17 protein-coding genes are annotated in these 16,167 nt (G+C 71.5%); 9 read left to right on the top strand and 8 right to left on the bottom strand.

Annotation, left to right across the window (positions count from 1 at the left end):
* Positions 1-7 precede the first annotated feature (7 nt).
* From KUM38_RS13560 to KUM38_RS13540, 5 genes are all read right to left on the bottom strand, one after another.
* The gene (locus KUM38_RS13560) at positions 8-592 is read right to left on the bottom strand and encodes a dihydrofolate reductase family protein (RefSeq protein ID WP_217129578.1); all 585 of its coding nucleotides are present in this window, start codon (positions 590-592) and stop codon (positions 8-10) included.
* A gap of 125 nt (positions 593-717) precedes the next feature.
* The gene (locus tag KUM38_RS13555) at positions 718-1,248 is read right to left on the bottom strand and encodes a hypothetical protein (RefSeq protein ID WP_217129649.1); all 531 of its coding nucleotides are present in this window, start codon (positions 1,246-1,248) and stop codon (positions 718-720) included.
* A gap of 221 nt (positions 1,249-1,469) precedes the next feature.
* Positions 1,470-2,084: an N-acetyltransferase gene (locus tag KUM38_RS13550; protein ID WP_217129577.1), complete on the bottom strand. Its 615-nt coding sequence runs from the start codon at positions 2,082-2,084 to the stop codon at positions 1,470-1,472.
* Positions 2,085-2,277: 193 nt separating this feature from the next.
* Positions 2,278-3,390: a family 2 encapsulin nanocompartment cargo protein polyprenyl transferase gene (locus KUM38_RS13545; RefSeq protein ID WP_217129576.1), complete on the bottom strand. Its 1,113-nt coding sequence runs from the start codon at positions 3,388-3,390 to the stop codon at positions 2,278-2,280.
* A 133-nt stretch (positions 3,391-3,523) separates the two neighbouring features.
* A complete protein-coding gene (locus KUM38_RS13540) occupies positions 3,524-4,930 on the bottom strand; it encodes a family 2B encapsulin nanocompartment shell protein (protein ID WP_217129575.1) in 1,407 nt (468 codons plus the stop codon).
* Between the two features lie 294 nt (positions 4,931-5,224).
* On the opposite strand from KUM38_RS13540, the gene KUM38_RS13535 reads away from it, so the two are divergent.
* The 3 genes from KUM38_RS13535 (at position 5,225) to KUM38_RS13525 (ending at position 7,291) form a co-directional block, all read left to right on the top strand.
* On the top strand, positions 5,225-5,815 hold the full coding sequence (locus KUM38_RS13535) for an N-acetylmuramoyl-L-alanine amidase (protein ID WP_217129574.1): 591 nt from the start codon (positions 5,225-5,227) through the stop codon (positions 5,813-5,815).
* Positions 5,816-5,948: 133 nt separating this feature from the next.
* The gene (locus KUM38_RS13530) at positions 5,949-6,374 is read left to right on the top strand and encodes a DUF6010 family protein (RefSeq protein WP_217129573.1); all 426 of its coding nucleotides are present in this window, start codon (positions 5,949-5,951) and stop codon (positions 6,372-6,374) included.
* Positions 6,371-7,291, top strand: a complete 921-nt coding sequence (locus KUM38_RS13525) for a 1-aminocyclopropane-1-carboxylate deaminase/D-cysteine desulfhydrase (RefSeq protein WP_217129572.1) — start codon at positions 6,371-6,373, stop codon at positions 7,289-7,291. Before KUM38_RS13530 ends, KUM38_RS13525 begins: the two co-directional genes overlap by 4 nt.
* Positions 7,292-7,295: 4 nt before the next feature.
* Here the strand turns inward: KUM38_RS13525 and KUM38_RS13520 are convergent, their stop codons facing one another.
* Positions 7,296-8,888: a Na+/H+ antiporter gene (locus KUM38_RS13520; protein ID WP_217129571.1), complete on the bottom strand. Its 1,593-nt coding sequence runs from the start codon at positions 8,886-8,888 to the stop codon at positions 7,296-7,298.
* Between the two features lie 60 nt (positions 8,889-8,948).
* On the opposite strand from KUM38_RS13520, the gene KUM38_RS13515 reads away from it, so the two are divergent.
* The 3 genes from KUM38_RS13515 to KUM38_RS13505 all read left to right on the top strand — a co-directional run bounded on the left by KUM38_RS13515 (position 8,949) and on the right by KUM38_RS13505 (position 11,035).
* Complete coding sequence (locus tag KUM38_RS13515; protein WP_217129570.1) at positions 8,949-9,209, top strand: UBP-type zinc finger domain-containing protein; 261 nt, start codon at positions 8,949-8,951, stop codon at positions 9,207-9,209.
* Positions 9,210-9,467: 258 nt separating this feature from the next.
* Complete coding sequence (locus KUM38_RS13510; RefSeq protein WP_004925829.1) at positions 9,468-9,881, top strand: anti-sigma regulatory factor; 414 nt, start codon at positions 9,468-9,470, stop codon at positions 9,879-9,881.
* A 17-nt stretch (positions 9,882-9,898) separates the two neighbouring features.
* Positions 9,899-11,035, top strand: coding sequence for a SigB/SigF/SigG family RNA polymerase sigma factor (locus KUM38_RS13505; protein WP_308408962.1), 1,137 nt, complete (start codon positions 9,899-9,901; stop codon positions 11,033-11,035).
* A gap of 21 nt (positions 11,036-11,056) precedes the next feature.
* Here the strand turns inward: KUM38_RS13505 and KUM38_RS13500 are convergent, their stop codons facing one another.
* Positions 11,057-11,500, bottom strand: coding sequence for a hypothetical protein (locus KUM38_RS13500; RefSeq protein WP_217129568.1), 444 nt, complete (start codon positions 11,498-11,500; stop codon positions 11,057-11,059).
* Between the two features lie 116 nt (positions 11,501-11,616).
* Here KUM38_RS13500 and KUM38_RS13495 point away from each other — a divergent pair, with 116 nt between their 5' ends.
* Together KUM38_RS13495 and KUM38_RS13490 are read left to right on the top strand one after the other, a co-directional pair.
* The gene (locus tag KUM38_RS13495; RefSeq protein ID WP_217129567.1) at positions 11,617-12,585 is read left to right on the top strand and encodes a diacylglycerol kinase family protein; all 969 of its coding nucleotides are present in this window, start codon (positions 11,617-11,619) and stop codon (positions 12,583-12,585) included.
* Positions 12,586-12,905: 320 nt separating this feature from the next.
* Entirely contained in the window at positions 12,906-13,163 is a 258-nt protein-coding gene (locus KUM38_RS13490) for a WhiB family transcriptional regulator (protein WP_030219886.1), read from the top strand.
* A 148-nt stretch (positions 13,164-13,311) separates the two neighbouring features.
* Here the strand turns inward: KUM38_RS13490 and KUM38_RS13485 are convergent, their stop codons facing one another.
* Positions 13,312-14,787 (bottom strand): sensor histidine kinase, encoded by a 1,476-nt coding sequence (locus KUM38_RS13485; protein WP_217129566.1) that lies wholly within the window; start codon positions 14,785-14,787, stop codon positions 13,312-13,314.
* Positions 14,788-15,293: 506 nt separating this feature from the next.
* On the opposite strand from KUM38_RS13485, the gene nagB reads away from it, so the two are divergent.
* Positions 15,294-16,079: a glucosamine-6-phosphate deaminase gene (nagB, locus tag KUM38_RS13480; RefSeq protein WP_217129565.1), complete on the top strand. Its 786-nt coding sequence runs from the start codon at positions 15,294-15,296 to the stop codon at positions 16,077-16,079.
* Positions 16,080-16,167: the final 88 nt, after the last annotated feature.

Raw genomic sequence — 16,167 nt, 5'->3', positions numbered from 1 at the left:
AGCGGGTTCAGCGCTTCCTGCTGTACGACCGCACCAGCACGCCGTTGCCGAACGAGCGCACCGACTCCAGGGCGAAGTGCGTGATCGCGAAGCCGGAGCCGAACATCGGCATGCCGGAGCCCTGCACGATGGGGTACGTCTTGATGACCAGCTCGTCGATCTCGTCGACCAGTGCGCCGGCGAGTTCGGCCCCGCCGCACAGGTAGATGTCGTACGCGCTGTCCTCCGCCTTCAGCGCGCGCACCCGGCCGACCAGGTCGTCCGCGATGATCTCGACGTTGGGGTCGGGCGACTCCCCCAGTGTGCGGGAGGCGACGTATTCGCGCAGGTGGGCATAAGGGCTGGTGATGCCCTCCTTCAGGGCCAGGTCGTAGCTGGCCCGGCCCTGGATGATCGTGTCGAACCGCTTGTTCGGCAGGTCGTCGATGTTCATCTGCCTGCGGCCGTGGGTCGGAATGGTCTCCGGGTACTCCGCCGCGATGAATCCGAAGAGCTCCTCGTCGACGTAGGCGAACATCGCCGACGCGTCACCCTCCGGGTCCCCGATGAAGCCGTCGATGGAGCAGGCGATGTAGTACGTGAGCTTGCGCAAAGCGGCCTCTTTCCGTGGACTTCCCTCTTTCGAACAACTCCAGTTGTAGTACTTCAGTTGTAGTGAAGCAAGGGGATAAGCGGAACCCGGGGCAAGTAAGAAGAGGGATTCCGTATGTGTCGGTACTAGGTCCTGGGCGACCGCTCGCCATCCCGGGCGGCCCCCGCGGGCCACACGATCTCCACGGGGACGCCCCGGGCGCGGGCGTAGGTCACCAGGTGGGCGGTGGCGTCGCGGCCGTTGGACGGGGAACCGTCCCAGACGGCCAGGAGGAGGCAGCCGGCGGTGACGAGCCGTTCGTCCGCGCCGACGCAGGAGTCGCGGTCCCCCGGGTCGTAGGTCAGCAGGCGCACCTCGTCGGCGAGGGTCAGCAGCTCGCCGGACGCCATCCGGTCCCGCCGGGGCGGCATGGCCGGGACCCCGATACGCGTGGGGATCACCACGGCCAGCGGGCACCCCGCCGCCCACGCGGCCCGGCCGGACGCCAGTGGCGTTCCCGCGCCGGTGCGCACCATGGCCACGGCCGGGGCGGGCCGCCGCGCCGGCCGGGCCCGCAACGCGTTCTCCACCAGCAGGAGCGTGGCAGGGGTCAGGTCGGCGTGTCCCACCACCGCGATGTTCCCGCCCGTCGTGCCGTCGTCGCCCGCCGTTGTCATCGTCCCGCCCCCGCCGGCCTCGTCGTCCGACACTCGCCGGACCCCTCGGTACGGCCGGCGGGCGCTGTCCACGAGCCAGTGAAGTCCGGACGCACGCCGGCCGCCAGGACCGAACGTCCCTTTCGAGGACCCGGCCCCCGCCGACAGCCGGCCGCGCGGCCTCGGACCGGGAGCACGGGGCGGGAGCACGGGGCTGGAACCGGTCCCTCCCGGCCGGTCCGTCAGCCGGTGGTACGGGGTTCGCGCCACATGGGCCACATGCGCGGGCCGTCCGGGAGGGCCAGGGGCTCACCGGACGCCTCGAAGCCGAGGCGCCGGTACAGCCGGGCGCTGCGCTCGCTGCTCGCCTCCAGGTACGCCGCCAGCCCTTCCTGGTCGCAGCGGTCGAGGACGGAGCCGATCAGCGCGGTGCCGAGTCCCTCGCCCTGGCGACCGGGTGCCACGCCGATCATCCACAGGTACTCGTGGGCCCTCCCCGAGGGGTGGATGCCCGCGGTGAGCCGGCCGATCAGCTCCACGCGCTCGTTGTCCGGGTCGACGGCCTGGCGCATCCGTGCGAAACCGTCGTCGTCCGGCCGCTCCTCGCCGTGCCCGGGCTCGTCCGCCGGTACGGACATCCAGAGGGCGCATGCCGAGCCGTCCTCGGTGAGGTCGACACGCCCCTCGGCGAGCACGACGTCGGTGAAGGCGGCCATGAGCCTGTGGTGCGTCGTACGGCGGTACTCGTCGCCGGGGAAGACCCAGCCACTGACCGGGTCGTCCTGGAACGCCTCGTCCAGGAGCCGGACGACCAGCTCCCGGTCCCCGTCCCCAGCCGTCCGGATCGCCACGCCCATGTCCGCCCCTTCACCTCAACCGACTTCGTCCGTACGGACGTTGAGCGTAGTGGGACTGCCGTCGTGGAGAGGGCGGGCCCCGCACACCGTGGGGAAGTGCGGGACCCGCCGGGCCGGAGCCACGGTGCCGTGCGAGGTCAGGAACCGCACGGCACCCTGTGGCTCCGGGGCCGGGGAGACGGCCGGCGGACCGTCAGGTGGTGCGCCGTGTCACGAACTCGGCCAGGGCCAGCAACCCGCCCGCCGCCTCCGGGTCGGGAACCGCGCGGGCCACTTCCTGCATCGCCCGGGCCATCCGGTCGGCCGCCTGGGTCTGCGCCCAGTCCCGGCCGCCCGCCCGTTCCACGGCCAGCGCGAGCTCCTCCAGATCGTCCTCCTCGTGATACGGGATCGCGTACACGGCGGCGAGTTCCGCGGCCTCCGGGGTGCCGGAGGTGAGCGCGGCGACCACCGGAAGTGACTTCTTGCGGGCGGCCAGGTCCGCGCCGGCCGGCTTGCCGGTGCGGCGCGGGTCACCCCATATGCCGATCACGTCGTCGATGAGCTGGAAGGCCAGTCCCGCCTTCCGGCCGAACCCGTCCAGTGCCGCCACGTCCGCGTCCCCGGCGTCCGCGTACAGCGCCCCGATCGCGCAGGCGCAGCCGAGCAGCGCGCCGGTCTTGGACTCGGCCATGGCGAGCGTCTCGGCGAGGGTGACCTCGTCGGGGCCCCGCTGCTCCATGGCCGTGTCGGCGTGCTGCCCCGCGCACAGCTCGACCACGCAGTGCGCGAGCCGGGCCGCCGCTGCCGAGGCCGCCGGGTGGGGGTCCTCGGCGAGCAGCCGCAGGGCGAGCGCCTGGAGGGCGTCCCCGGCGAGGATCGCGCCGGCGTCCCCGAACACCGTCCAGGCGGTGGGCCGGTGGCGGCGGGTGGTGTCCCGGTCCATCACGTCGTCGTGCAGCAGCGTGAAGTTGTGGACCAGTTCCACGGCGGCCGCCGCCCGTACGGCAGCCGCCCGGGCCGCGGGCCCGCCCAGGGCGGAGGCCGCGGCGAGCACCAGGGCGGGGCGGATCGCCTTGCCCGAACCGCCCCCGGCCGGGGTGCCGTCCGTCTGCTCCCAGCCGAAGTGGTGGAGCGCGATGCGGCGCATCGGGCCGGGCAGCGAGCCGACGGCGGCCCGCAGCACCGGGTCGACCGCGGCCCGCGCCCGCTCCAGCAGCACCGTCGCCTCGTGCCCGTCACCGGGCCGCTGCTCCGGCACGGCCGGCATCGTGGCCGTGCCCTCCGTCGCAAGCCCCGTCTTCGGCTCCGTGATGGACTCCGTCATCGACTTCCCCCTGGGACCGACTCGGTGAAGGAGCGGAAGGATGGCGCCTCCGCACCCGTCGAGCGCACACCTCCGAGGTGTACCCGCCCGGGCGGGCGGGGACACGGTGTGCGGGACGGGAGCCGGCGGCAGGTCATCGCCAACGGCCGATCTCGACGTTCTCCAGGACGCCGAGCGCGTCCGGTACCAGGACCGCGGCCGAGTAGTAGGTCGTGACCAGGTACTTGATGATGGCCTGTTCGTTGATGCCCATGAACCGCACGGACAGACTCGGCTCGATCTCGTCGGGGATGCCGGCGGCCCGCAGTCCGATGACGCCCTGGTCCTCCTCACCGGTACGCAGGGCGATGACGGAGGTCGTCCGGGCCTCGGTCACCGGGATCTTGTTGCACGGGAAGATCGGCACCCCCCGCCAGGTGGGGATGCGGTTGCCGCCCATGTCGATGGTCTCCGGGACCAGTCCCCGCTTGTTGAGCTCACGGCCGAACGCGGCGATCGCGCGCGGGTGGGCGAGGAGCAGCCTGGTCCCGCGCCGCCTGCTGAGCAGTTCGTCCATGTCGTCGGGGCTCGGCACGCCGTTGTGGGGCTGGATCCGCTGGTCGTACTCGCAGTTGTGGAGCAGACCGAAGTCGCGGTTGTTGACGAGTTCGTGCTCCTGGCGCTCCTTCAGTGCCTCGACGGTCAGCCGGATCTGCTGTTCCGTCTGGTTCATGGGCTGGTTGTAGAGGTCGGCCACGCGGGTGTGGATGCGCAGCACGGTCTGGGCGACACTGAGTTCGTACTCGCGCGGCCTGGCCTCGTAGTCGACGAAGGTGTGCGGGATGTCCGGCTCTCCGCTGTGACCGGCCGCGAGGTCGATCTCCTTCTCGCCGTATTTGTTGGCGCGCTGCCCCGGGACCGTGCGTTGCCGGCGGAGGTGTTCACGCAGGGTGTCCGACCGCTCGGCGACCTGTTCGACGGCCTCGCGCGGCAGCACGAGCACGGTGCAGGCGGTGAGGGTGCGGGCGGTGTACTCCCAGATGGCGTCCTCGCCCAGCAGCGCCTGTTCGCCGAAGTAGGCGCCGTCGGCGAGGACTCCGAGGGACTCGTCCTCGCCGTAGGGTCCGGTGCCGACCCTCTCCACCCTGCCGTGCGCCAGCAGGTACACCTCGTCGGCCGGGCTGCCGAAGGAGGCGATGACCTGACCGGCCCCGATCTCCCGCTGCCGGCAGCGGGTGGCCAGCTCGGTCAGCACCTCCTCGTCCTCGTACGACCGCAGCACCGGAAGCTCGCCCAGTTCCGCGGGGATGATCTCGACGCGGTCGCCGGTCTTCACGAACGTCATCCGGCCATCACCCACGGCGTACGTCAGCCGCCGGTTGACACGGTACGTACCGCCCTGCACATCGACCCAGGGCAGCATGCGCAGCAACCAGCGCGAGCTGATCTCCTGCATCTGCGGCACGGACTTGGTCGTGGTGGCCAGGTTCCGCGCGGCCGCCGTACCGAGGCTCTGCTGCTGCCTGGCCTGCTCCGAACGGACCTCTTCGCCTACCGACATAGAGAATGCCCTCCCCAATGGTGATCCCGCACCCGGTCGTGCCGGACGCGGCATTGCGCGATCAAGCCTTCCTCACGGAGCGTGCGCACACCATTACACGATCGAGCGGGATTGGATCTTGGGAGGGCTGGGCACACATGGGGCACCCGTCCGATGGCGCCGTACCGGAAGGAAATTGTCCGGATCGGCTCGCACAGGAGACGAACCAGTAGTTGAACTCGCTCCTTTTCGGTATAGGCCCGGTAGCGAGCGGTCGCGAAGGGCGGCCGCCGCCCGGCACGAAGGAGGGCGGTCATGGCCCCACCCATGTCCGCGAGCGCGTTCCTGCGCGCGCTGAAGGCGGAAGGACTCACGGTCGTCGAGGTCGGCGACTGGCGCGACCACAACCGCAACCACAAGGGCCCGTGGGGCCCGGTCCACGGCGTGATGATCCACCACACCGTGACCAAGGGCAGCGCCCGCACGGTCGACATCTGCCGCAAGGGCTACGAGGGCCTGCCCGGACCCCTGTGCCACGGCGTCATCACCAAGGACGGCCGGGTCCACCTCGTCGGCTACGGCAGGGCCAACCACGCGGGGCTCGGCGACGACGAGGTGCTCCGGGCGGTGATCGCCGAGCGGACGCTGCCGAAGGACAACGAGGCGAACACCGACGGCAACCGGCACTTCTACGGATTCGAGTGCGAGAACCTGGGCGACGGCGAGGACCCCTGGCCGGCGGCCCAGCTGGAGGCCGTCGAGAGGGCCGCGGCCGCCGTGTGCCGCCATCACGGCTGGAACGAGCGGTCGGTGATCGGGCACAAGGAGTGGCAGCCGGGGAAGGTGGACCCGCGCGGGTTCACGATGGGCTCGATGCGGAAACGGATCGGCGACCGGCTGAAGTGACGCGCGGGCGCGACGGCGCGCGGCCCGCCTGGCGACAACCCGTTGGAAGCTGTCGCCCGCTCCCCTGGGGCCCGCGGCGGTCCGCTCCTAGCGTGGTGAACCGTCCCTGACGGTCCCAGGAAAAGGCCTCGCCATGCAGTACGTCGCCCCGGTCGGCATCGGTGTCCTCTACGCCCTGCTGATGTCCCTCGTCCGCGAACCGCACCGGCGGCGCCTGAACGCCCTCATGGTCGCCGGTGCGGGCGCCGCCTACCTCAGCGGCGGCGGGCTGGGCGGCTGGGAGTTCGCCTTCACGGCGCTGGTCACGTATGTCGCGTTCCGCGGCCTGGAGTCCTGGACGTTCATCGGCGTCGGCTGGCTGCTGCACACCGCGTGGGACATCGTCCACCACGTCAAGGGCAATCCCATCATCCCGTTCGCCCACACGTCCTCCCTGGGCTGCGCGATCTGCGACCCGGTGATCGCGCTGTGGTGCCTGTGGGGCGGTCCCTCCCTGATCGAGGTGCTCCGCGACCGCGGCCGCGGCCGCGAGGAGCCGCGGGCGACAATGGCCCCGTGACCGGCTCCGACACCTCCGTCCCCCGCGACGCCCTCGCGGGCCTGCGTCCACGGCTGCCCTCCCCGCTGCGGGAGGTCGCGGACGGGCGGTTCGAGCGGCACGGGGTGCGGCTGCTGCTGAAGCGGGACGACCTGATCCACCCCGAACTGATCGGCAACAAGTGGCGCAAGCTCGCGCCGAACCTCGACGAGGCGGCCGGGCGGACCGTGCTCACCTTCGGCGGCGCGTACTCCAACCATCTGCGGGCCACGGCCGCCGCCGGCCGGCTGCTCGGCCTGCGCACCGTCGGCGTGGTGCGCGGGCAGGAACTCGCCGACCGCCCGCTCAATCCCTCGCTGGCCCGGTGCGCGGCCGACGGGATGCGGCTGCACTTCGTCGACCGGTCGACGTACCGCCGCAAGGCCGAGCCGGAGACCCTGGCGGCCGTGCTGCGCGCGGCGGGCGCCGAGGACGCGTACGTCGTGCCCGAGGGCGGCAGCAACCCCGCCGCCGTGCGCGGCTGCCGGGCGCTCGGGGAGGAGCTGGCCGGCCGGGCGGACGTGGTGGCGGTGGCCTGCGGCACCGGCGGCACGCTGGCCGGACTGGCCGCCGGGCTCGGCGGCAAAACGCGCGCGCTGGGCATACCCGTGCTCAGGGGCGGCTTCCTCGCCGATGACATACGGGCCCTGCAGGGCGAGGCGTTCGGCGGCCCTCGCGGCGACTGGAGCCTCGACGACCGCTTCCACTTCGGCGGCTACGCCCGTACCACCCCGGAACTCGACACGTTCGCCGAGGACTTCGAGCACCGCCACGGCATCCCGGTCGAACGTCTCTATGTCGCCAAGTTGCTTTACGCCCTTGTCGTCCTGGCGGAGGAGAACGCGTTCCCGCGCGGGAGCGAGGTCGCCGCGGTGATCACCGGCCGGCCCTTCCCGTGAGCGGTCAGGTCGTCTCCCGGAACGCCGCCGCCTCCTCCAGGTCCAGCCGTCGCAGCAGCGTGCGCAGCATCTCGTCGTCGATGTGGCGGCCGTCGCGCAGTCGGACGAACACCTCGCGTTCCGCACTGATCATCTCCCGTGACAGCCGCCGGTAGGTGTCGTCCACCGACTCCCCGGTGACCGGGTTGACCTGCCCGAGCCGTTCCCAGACGGCGTTGCGGCGGCGCTCCAGGACGGTGCGCAGGCGTTCGGCGAGCGGTCCGGGCAGGGTGTTGCGCCCGTCGGCGAGGAGCTCGTCCAGGCGCTGCTCGGCGACCCGGGAGGCCTGTGCCTGGGCGTTGGCCTCGGCCAGGGTCTCGGCCCGCACGTCGCGTCCGGGGAGCTTGAGCACCCGGATCAGCGGGGGCAGTGTCAGGCCCTGCACGACCAGGGTGCCGATGACGGTGGTGAAGGTCAGGAAGAGCAGCAGGTTGCGCTGCGGGAAGTCCTCGCCCTCGGCGGTGACCGGGATCGAGAAGGCGATGGCCAGCGAGACCACGCCGCGCATTCCGGCCCACGCGATGACGAACGGCGCCTTCCAGCCGGGTCTCCCCTCGCGTTCCCTGATCTTCGCCGACAGCATCGGCGGCAGCCAGGTCGCCGGGTACACCCAGACGAACCGCATGACGACGACCACCGCGAAGACGGCGACCGCGTACCAGGCGGCGTCGACGCCCTCGTACTCGCCGAGCCCTCTCAGGACGACGGGCAGTTGCAGTCCGATCAGCGCGAACACCGCGGACTCCAGGACGAACGCGACCATCTTCCACACCGCGTCCTCCTGGAGGCGGGTGGCGAAGTCGACCTCCCACGCGCGGTGCCCCAGGTAGAGGGCGACGACCACCACGGCGATGACGCCGGAGGCGTGCACCTGCTCGGCGGCGGCGTACGCGACGAACGGGATCAACAGGGAGAGCGTGTTCTGCAGCAGCGCCTCCTTCACATGGGTGCGCAGCCAGTGCAGCGGTGCCATCAGCACCAGGCCGACCACCAGTCCGCCGACCGCCGCGAGCAGGAACTCGCCGATTCCCCCGGCCCAGGTCGCGCCCTCGCCGACCGCGGCCGCCACGGCCACCCGGAACGCGGTGATCGCGGTGGCGTCGTTCAGCAGGGACTCGCCCTGGAGGATGGTGGTGATCCGGGAGGGCAGCCCCACCCTGCGCGCCACCGCCGTCGCCGCGACCGCGTCCGGCGGGGCCACCACGGCGCCGAACACCAGCGCCGCGGTCAGCGGCAGGCCCGGCACGATCAGGTACAGGACCCAGCCGACGGCGAAGGTCGCGAACAGCACGTACCCGACCGACAGCAGCGCCACCGGCCGCAGTTGCGCCCGCAGGTCGAGGTAGGAGCTGTCGGTGGCCGCCGTGTGCAGCAGCGGGGGCAGGACGAGCGGCAGGACGATGTGCGGGTCGAGCGTGTACTCGGGCACGCCGGGGACGTAGCTGACCACCAACCCGGCGGCGACCAGCAGCAGCGGTGGCGGCACCGGGGTGCGCCGGGCGGCCGCGGCGATCGCGGCACTGCCCGCCACCAGCAACAGCAGCGGCATCACATCCATGTCCGGCCCACCCTCGTTTTTCCGCGCGGCTCTCCGCACGGGCGTCGTAATCTGGCAATCATGAAACAGTGCACGCACGCCGACGCGCTGCCGCACCCGGAACCCGTCCCGCTCGGTGAGACGTGTCCGGAGTGCCTGCGGGACGGCACCGATCCGGTGCAGCTGCGCCTCTGCCTCACCTGCGGTCACGTCGGGTGCTGCGACTCCTCGCCGAACCGGCACGCCACGGAGCACCACAACGAGACCGGTCACCCCGTGATGCGGACCCACGAGCCCGGCGAGGACTGGCGCTGGTGCTTCGTCGACCACGTACTCGTGTGACCCGGCGTGACCCCGGTGCCGGACGGTTCGACCGTCTGACGTCTGGGTACGTCAATGCGGCGCACGCTCTTCCTATTTGGGAGCCGCAGACCCCTAGCCACGGAGCGTATTCATAGTTTTACTATGAGTGACGGCATGCGGGTCGGGGTCCCGGGGACAGGACCGTCGAGAGCGCGATAGCGTCACCGCTGAACCACGTAGCGCGTTACCCGGGGGCGAACGAGGCCCTGAAACGCTTGTACCACCTTGGAGGTGAGGGTGTCCCAGATCGCAGGCGAGCCCGCGACCCAGGACTTCGTGGAAGTCCGGCTGCCGGCCGCGGGGGCCTACCTGTCGGTGCTGCGTACGGCCACGGCCGGCCTCGCGGCCCGTTTGGACTTCACCCTCGACGAGATCGAGGACCTGCGCATCGCGGTCGACGAGGCCTGCGCGATCCTGCTCCAGCAGGCCGTGCCGGGTTCGGTGCTCAGCTGTGTCTTCCGGCTCGTCGACGACTCGCTCGAGGTGACCGTTTCGGCGCCGACCACGGACGGCCACGCCCCTTCGCGGGACACCTTCGCCTGGACCGTGCTGTCCGCGCTCGCGGGCAAGGTCTCCTCCGCCGTGGACGAGGACAAGACCGTGTCGATCAGCCTCTACAAACAGCGCGGCGCGGGACCCGGGCCGGCGTGAGGAGCGAGGACGGGCCGGTGCGGGACGAAGAACGCGGCACACGGGAGCTGCCGGCCGAGCGCGTGCCGGACGGCATCGACGGCATCCCCGAGCAGGCCCGGCCGCACCCGGAGGACGACTCCACGGAGGCCGTCACCCCGGGCGGCGGGCAGTCCGGGGGTGCCGCGCGGAGCACGCCCGCGGCCGGGCCGGCCGGGGTCGCTCCGGGCCGAGGGGGCGCCCCCGCCAGGGCCAACCCGGCGGGGGACGAGGCGAGCGCTCGGGGAAGGGCGACGGGCGGGACGATGAGCGAGCACGAGCGACACGCCGAGGACGAGGCGCCGCGGGCGCCCGCCACCCGGGGCGCGCGGAGCACCCCCGGTGCTTCGGGCACCCAGGGCGGACACGCGCACCACGACCCGCAGGACCGCAGCGGGGCACGCGCCATGTTCCTCGAGCTGCGCACGCTGCAGGACGGCACTCCCGAGTACGCGGAGCTGCGCAACCGCCTGGTGCGCATGCATCTGCCGCTCGTCGAGCACCTCGCGCGCCGCTTCCGCAACCGCGGTGAGCCGCTGGACGACCTGACGCAGGTCGCCACCATCGGGCTGATCAAGTCGGTCGACCGCTTCGACCCCGACCGGGGGGTGGAGTTCTCGACGTACGCGACCCCGACGGTCGTCGGCGAGATCAAGCGGCACTTCCGCGACAAGGGCTGGGCGGTGCGGGTGCCGCGCCGGCTGCAGGAGCTGCGGCTGTCGCTCACCACGGCCACGGCGGAGCTGTCCCAGCTGCACGGCCGCTCCCCCACGGTGCACGAGCTGGCCGAGAAGCTGGCCATCTCCGAGGAGGAGGTCCTGGAGGGCCTGGAGTCCGCGAACGCGTACTCCACGCTGTCCCTGGACGTCCCCGACACCGACGACGAGTCCCCGGCGGTCGCCGACACCCTCGGCGCCGAGGACGAGGCGCTGGAGGGCGTGGAGTACCGGGAGTCGCTCAAGCCGCTGCTGGAGGACCTGCCGCCGCGCGAGAAGCGGATCCTGCTGCTGCGCTTCTTCGGCAACATGACCCAGTCGCAGATCGCGCAGGAGGTCGGCATCTCGCAGATGCACGTCTCCCGGCTGCTGGCCCGCACCCTGGCCCAGCTACGGGAGAAGCTGCTCGTGGAGGAGTGACCCGGCGCGGCCGCCGGGGCGCTACTTCCCGGCGTTCCCGGGCCCCCGGATGCCGAGGGCCCGGGTCGTCTCGGGGTTGAGCAGCAGGACGAGCGCGGTGACGGCCACGACGGAGAGCAGGATTCCTGCGGGGATGGCCACGCTGTCGGAACGCAGCAGGTTGTAGGCCACCGGCAGCGCGATGATCTGTGTGATCACGGCGGGGCCGCGGCTCCAGCTCCGCCGGGCGAACAGTCCCCGCGCGGCGAGCAGCGGAAGCAGCGCGAGCACGATCAGCGTCACCCCGCCGGTGACGGCCTGCCGACGGTCGTCCGGTTCGCCGGTGAGGGCGAGGACCGACATCCACACACCGCCGGCCACCAGCGCGAGCCCCTCCAGGGCGGCCAGTGCCGCGGCGTACGTCAGACGGCGCGGGCGGGGGCCGGTGGCGTCCGGGGCGGTGGTGGGGGTCTGCTCACTGCTCACCCCTGAAGGGTAGCCCTCGCCTCCGCGCTCCCCGTGTCGAGGTTCACGCCCCCGTCTCCCCCTCCGCCCCCGCCTCGGTCTGGGCCCGGTACCCCTCAGTAGGTACCCTGCACGTCATGCGTGCACTTCTCGTGGTCAACCCGGCGGCAACCACCACCAGTGCGCGCACGCGCGATGTGCTGATCCACGCGCTCGCCAGCGAGATGAAGCTGGAGGCGGTCACCACCGAGTACCGCGGGCACGCGCGCGATCTGGGCCGGCAGGCCGCGGAGAGCGACGACATCGACCTGGTGGTGGCCCTCGGCGGGGACGGCACGGTCAACGAGGTCGTCAACGGTCTGCTGCACGCGGGGCCCGACCCGGAGCACCTGCCCGGTCTCGCCGTGGTCCCCGGCGGCTCCACCAATGTCTTCGCCCGCGCCCTGGGCCTGCCCAACCAGCCCGTGGAGGCCACCGGCGTCCTGCTGGACGCGCTGCGCGAGGGCCGCGAGCGCACCGTCGGCCTGGGTCTAACCTCGGGCACGCCGGGCTCGGAGGACGAGGCCGTACCGGCCCGCTGGTTCACCTTCAACGCGGGGCTGGGCTTCGACGCCGGCGTGGTCGGCCGGGTGGAGCAGCAGCGGGAGCGCGGCAGGAAGTCGACCCACGCCCTGTACGTGCGCCAGGTGGTCCGTCAGCTGCTCGGCGAGCCGCACCGGCGGCGCGGGGTGATCACCCTGGAGCATCCGGGCGAGGAGCCGGTCACCGATCTGGTGCTCTCCATAGTCTCGAACACCTCGCCGTGGACGTTTCTCGGCAATCGCCCGATCTACGCGTCACCTAAGGCCTCGTTCGATACGGGCCTCGACCTCTTCGGCCTGAGCCGGCTGTCCACCGCCGCGGTTGCCCGGTATGGCACCCAGTTGCTCACTTCGTCCCCGGAGCGCGGACCCCGCGGCAGGCATGCGGTCTCCCGGCACGATCTGACGCGCTTCACCTTGCATTCGAAGGTGCCGCTGCCCCTCCAGATGGACGGTGACCACCTGGGGCTGCGAACCAGCGTGACGTTCACAGGCGTACGCCGTGCACTGCGTGTGATTGTGTGAGCAGAAAGGGCCAAAGTCCTTTCAGTCGAACGTTTAGGCCAGGATCCACCCCATGGAAGTACGGCTGTGACCTAGTCGACACCGAAGAATCAAAAAAAACTTTCCGGAAGGGGTTGTATCCGCCGCCGAGGTTTGCGAGTCTCTTCTTGGCGATCGGGACGGCCCGCAACACCGGCCTCCACAGGTCACCGGAACCCCTCTTCAAATCCAAGGACCCAACGCCGGGGAACCTGGCGGTCGGCCCTTCCCTTGTCGGGGGATTCGTGAAAGCGTTCACATTCACAAGCAATCGCATTACATACCCAGGAGAGGTAGCAGCCATGGACTGGCGTCACAACGCCGTTTGCCGCGAGGAAGACCCCGAGCTCTTCTTCCCCATCGGCAACACCGGTCCTGCGCTGCTGCAGATCGAGGAAGCCAAGGCCGTCTGCCGTCGCTGCCCGGTGATCGAGAGCTGCCTGCAGTGGGCGCTCGAGTCCGGTCAGGACAGCGGCGTCTGGGGTGGTCTCAGCGAGGACGAGCGTCGCGCGATGAAGCGCCGTGCCGCCCGCAACCGGGCCCGTCAGGCCTCCGCCTGACAACCCACCCCTGCTGACAGCCTGAGCTTGGCGGCGCGTACGGCGCGTACGCATCTCCCGCCCCCGAGCCGCAGCGCGCAGTTGAGCAAGAGCCCCGGCCGCTTTCAGCGGTCCGGGGCTCTTCGCCGTCCGTGCCCGTCCGCTCCCGCTACTTGTCCGACTGCACCGGGACGTCCAGGATCACCCTGGTCCCCCGCTCCGGGGCCGGCACCATGTCGAAGCTGCCGCCCAACTCGCCCTCCACCAGGGTCCGTACGATCTGCAGACCGAGGTTGCCCGCGGTGTGCGGGTCGAAGCCCTCGGGCAGACCCACGCCGTCGTCCTGCACGGTGACCAGCAGACGGGTCTCCTTCGTGGTGCCGCCGCGGACCGCCGACACCTCGACGGTGCCGGTCTCGCCCTCGCGGAAGCCGTGCTCCAGGGCGTTCTGCAGGACCTCGGTCAGCACCATCGACAGCGGCGTGGCGACCTCGGCGTCGAGTATGCCGAAGCGGCCCGTGCGCCGGCCGGTGACCTTGCCCGGGGAGATCTCGGCGACCATCGCGAGGACGCGGTCGGCGATCTCGTCGAACTCCACGCGCTCGTCCAGGTTCTGGGACAGCGTCTCGTGCACGATCGCGATGGACCCCACCCGGCGCACCGCCTCCTCCAGCGCCGCACGGCCGCGCTCGGACCCGATGCGCCGTGCCTGCAGCCGCAACAGCGCCGCCACCGTCTGGAGGTTGTTCTTCACCCGGTGGTGGATCTCCCGGATGGTCGCGTCCTTGGTGATCAACTCGCGTTCGCGGCGGCGGAGTTCCGTGACGTCACGGAGCAGCACCAGCGAACCGATGCGCGTGCCCTTCGGTTTGAGCGGGATCGCCCGGAACTGGATCACCCCGTCGTGCGCCTCGATCTCGAACTCGCGCGGCGCCCAGCCGCTGGCGACCTTGGCCAGCGCCTCGTCCACGGGGCCGCGGGAGGGGGCGAGTTCGGCGGTGGTCCGGCCGAGGTGATGACCCACCAGGTCGGCGGCGAGACCCATGCGGTGGTACGCGGACAGGGCGTTCGGGGAGGCGTACTGGACGATGCCGTCGGCGTCGAGCCGGATCAGCCCGTCGCCGACGCGGGGCGAGGCGTCCATCTCGAGCTGCTGGTTCGCGAACGGGAAGGAGCCGGCCGCGATCATCTGCGCGAGGTCCGAGGCGCTCTGGAGGTAGGTGAGCTCCAGCCGGCTCGGGGTGCGCACGGTGAGCAGGTTGGTGTTGCGCGCGATGACCCCGAGGACGCGCCCCTCCCGCCGGACGGGGATGGACTCGACCCGTACGGGAACCTCCTCGCGCCACTCCGGGTCGCCCTCGCGCACGATCCGGCCCTCGTCCAGGGCCGCGTCCAGCATGGGGCGGCGTCCGCGCGGGACGAGATGGCCGACCATGTCGTCCTGGTAGGAGGTGGGGCCGGTGTTGGGCCGCATCTGGGCGACGGAGACGTAGCGGGTGCCGTCGCGGGTGGGGACCCACAGGACCAGGTCGGCGAAGGAGAGGTCGGAGAGCAGCTGCCACTCCGAGACCAGCAGGTGGAGCCACTCGAGATCGGTGTCGTCGAGGGCGGTGTGCTGGCGTACGAGTTCGTTCATGGAGGGCACGTCAGCGAGCGTACCCGGCGGTCTGCGGGGCCGCGGAACACCCGCGGGCCGCGGCGCTGAGAGGGACCCTCAACCCTCCCGGCACCGCAGCCCGGAGCAACATCGGCCGTGGGGTGTGCGGTCCCGGTCGGCCGAGGGACGAGGAGCCGGGGCAGTCAGGGCAGAGAGCTCCGGTTCCTCGGTTCCACCTTCCTGTGCGGGGAAGGCAGGCTTGTTGTGCCCTGTTACGCATTGTGGACTAGACCACTGTCCCTGTAAATGCGTCGGACGCTGTTCTTCGTTCTTCGATGTCACTTCGTCGTCGGTCCGGACCCATGGGTCTCCGTCACGCAGCCTAACCCGTGGGGTTCCCGTGCGGGGCCGGTCGGCCGGGTCAATTTCGGTGCGCGGCCCTCGCGCCCGCTCTGTTAGATTGAGATTGGTCTAAACCACAGTGCATCACCGTACGGGCCCGCGCCGGCGGGTCCGGTCCCAGTCGAGTCCTCCTCAAGATCGGCAGGCCCACCGTGGAAGTTGTCATCGTTGCGGACGCCAAGGCGGGCGGCGAGCTCATCGCCGAGGCCATGGCGCAGCTCCTGCGGCGCAAGTCCGACGCCCTGCTGGGCGTGGCGACCGGCTCGACGCCGCTGCCCGTCTACGAGGCGCTGGCGGCCAAGGTGCGCTCCGGTGCCGTGGACGCCTCGCGGGCGCGGATCGCCCAGCTCGACGAGTACGTGGGACTGCCCGCCGACCACCCCGAGTCCTACCGCTCGGTGCTGCGGCGCGAGGTGCTGGAGCCGCTCGGCATCGGGATGGACGCCTTCATGGGCCCCGACGGCACCGCCGAGGACGTGCAGGGCGCGTGCGAGGCGTACGACAGGGAGCTGGCCGAGGCCGGCGGCGTGGACCTCCAGCTGCTCGGGATCGGCACGGACGGGCACATCGGGTTCAACGAGCCGTGCTCCTCGCTCGCCTCGCGCACCCGGATCAAGACGCTGACCGAGCAGACCCGGGTGGACAACGCCCGCTTCTTCGACGGCGACATCGACCAGGTCCCGCACCACGTCATCACCCAGGGCATCGGCACCATCCTGGAGGCCCGTCACCTGGTCCTGCTCGCCACCGGTGAGGGCAAGGCGGACGCGGTCGCCGCGACCGTCGAGGGGCCGGTGGCGGCGGTGTGCCCGGCGTCCGCGCTGCAGCTGCACCCCCACGCCACGGTGGTCGTCGACGAGGCCGCCGCCGCCAAGCTGAAGCTCGCCGACTACTTCCGGCACACCTACGCGAACAAGCCGGACTGGCAGGGCATCTGAGCGACCGCCCGTGGTCTGGACCAACCCTTGTTCCGGGGGTATACAAAGGGGATCACGGAGCGTGCGGGGCACACCCCCGCCCCGAGCC

Source organism: Streptomyces sp. AC558_RSS880 (genome assembly GCF_019049255.1).
Taxonomy (GTDB): Bacteria; Actinomycetota; Actinomycetes; order Streptomycetales; family Streptomycetaceae; genus Streptomyces.
The sequence above is the reverse complement of the archived record's forward strand: the minus strand, read 5'-3'. Positions and strand labels throughout refer to the sequence as shown.

Coding starts and splice junctions, on each gene's coding strand:
- KUM38_RS13555 (WP_217129649.1), bottom strand. CDS start 1,248: ATGACAACGGCGGGCGACGACGGCACGACGGGCGGGAACATCGCGGTG.
- KUM38_RS13550 (WP_217129577.1), bottom strand. CDS start 2,084: ATGGGCGTGGCGATCCGGACGGCTGGGGACGGGGACCGGGAGCTGGTC.
- KUM38_RS13545 (WP_217129576.1), bottom strand. CDS start 3,390: ATGACGGAGTCCATCACGGAGCCGAAGACGGGGCTTGCGACGGAGGGC.
- KUM38_RS13540 (WP_217129575.1), bottom strand. CDS start 4,930: ATGTCGGTAGGCGAAGAGGTCCGTTCGGAGCAGGCCAGGCAGCAGCAG.
- KUM38_RS13535 (WP_217129574.1), top strand. CDS start 5,225: ATGGCCCCACCCATGTCCGCGAGCGCGTTCCTGCGCGCGCTGAAGGCG.
- KUM38_RS13530 (WP_217129573.1), top strand. CDS start 5,949: ATGCAGTACGTCGCCCCGGTCGGCATCGGTGTCCTCTACGCCCTGCTG.
- KUM38_RS13520 (WP_217129571.1), bottom strand. CDS start 8,888: ATGGATGTGATGCCGCTGCTGTTGCTGGTGGCGGGCAGTGCCGCGATC.
- KUM38_RS13515 (WP_217129570.1), top strand. CDS start 8,949: ATGAAACAGTGCACGCACGCCGACGCGCTGCCGCACCCGGAACCCGTC.
- KUM38_RS13495 (WP_217129567.1), top strand. CDS start 11,617: ATGCGTGCACTTCTCGTGGTCAACCCGGCGGCAACCACCACCAGTGCG.
- KUM38_RS13490 (WP_030219886.1), top strand. CDS start 12,906: ATGGACTGGCGTCACAACGCCGTTTGCCGCGAGGAAGACCCCGAGCTC.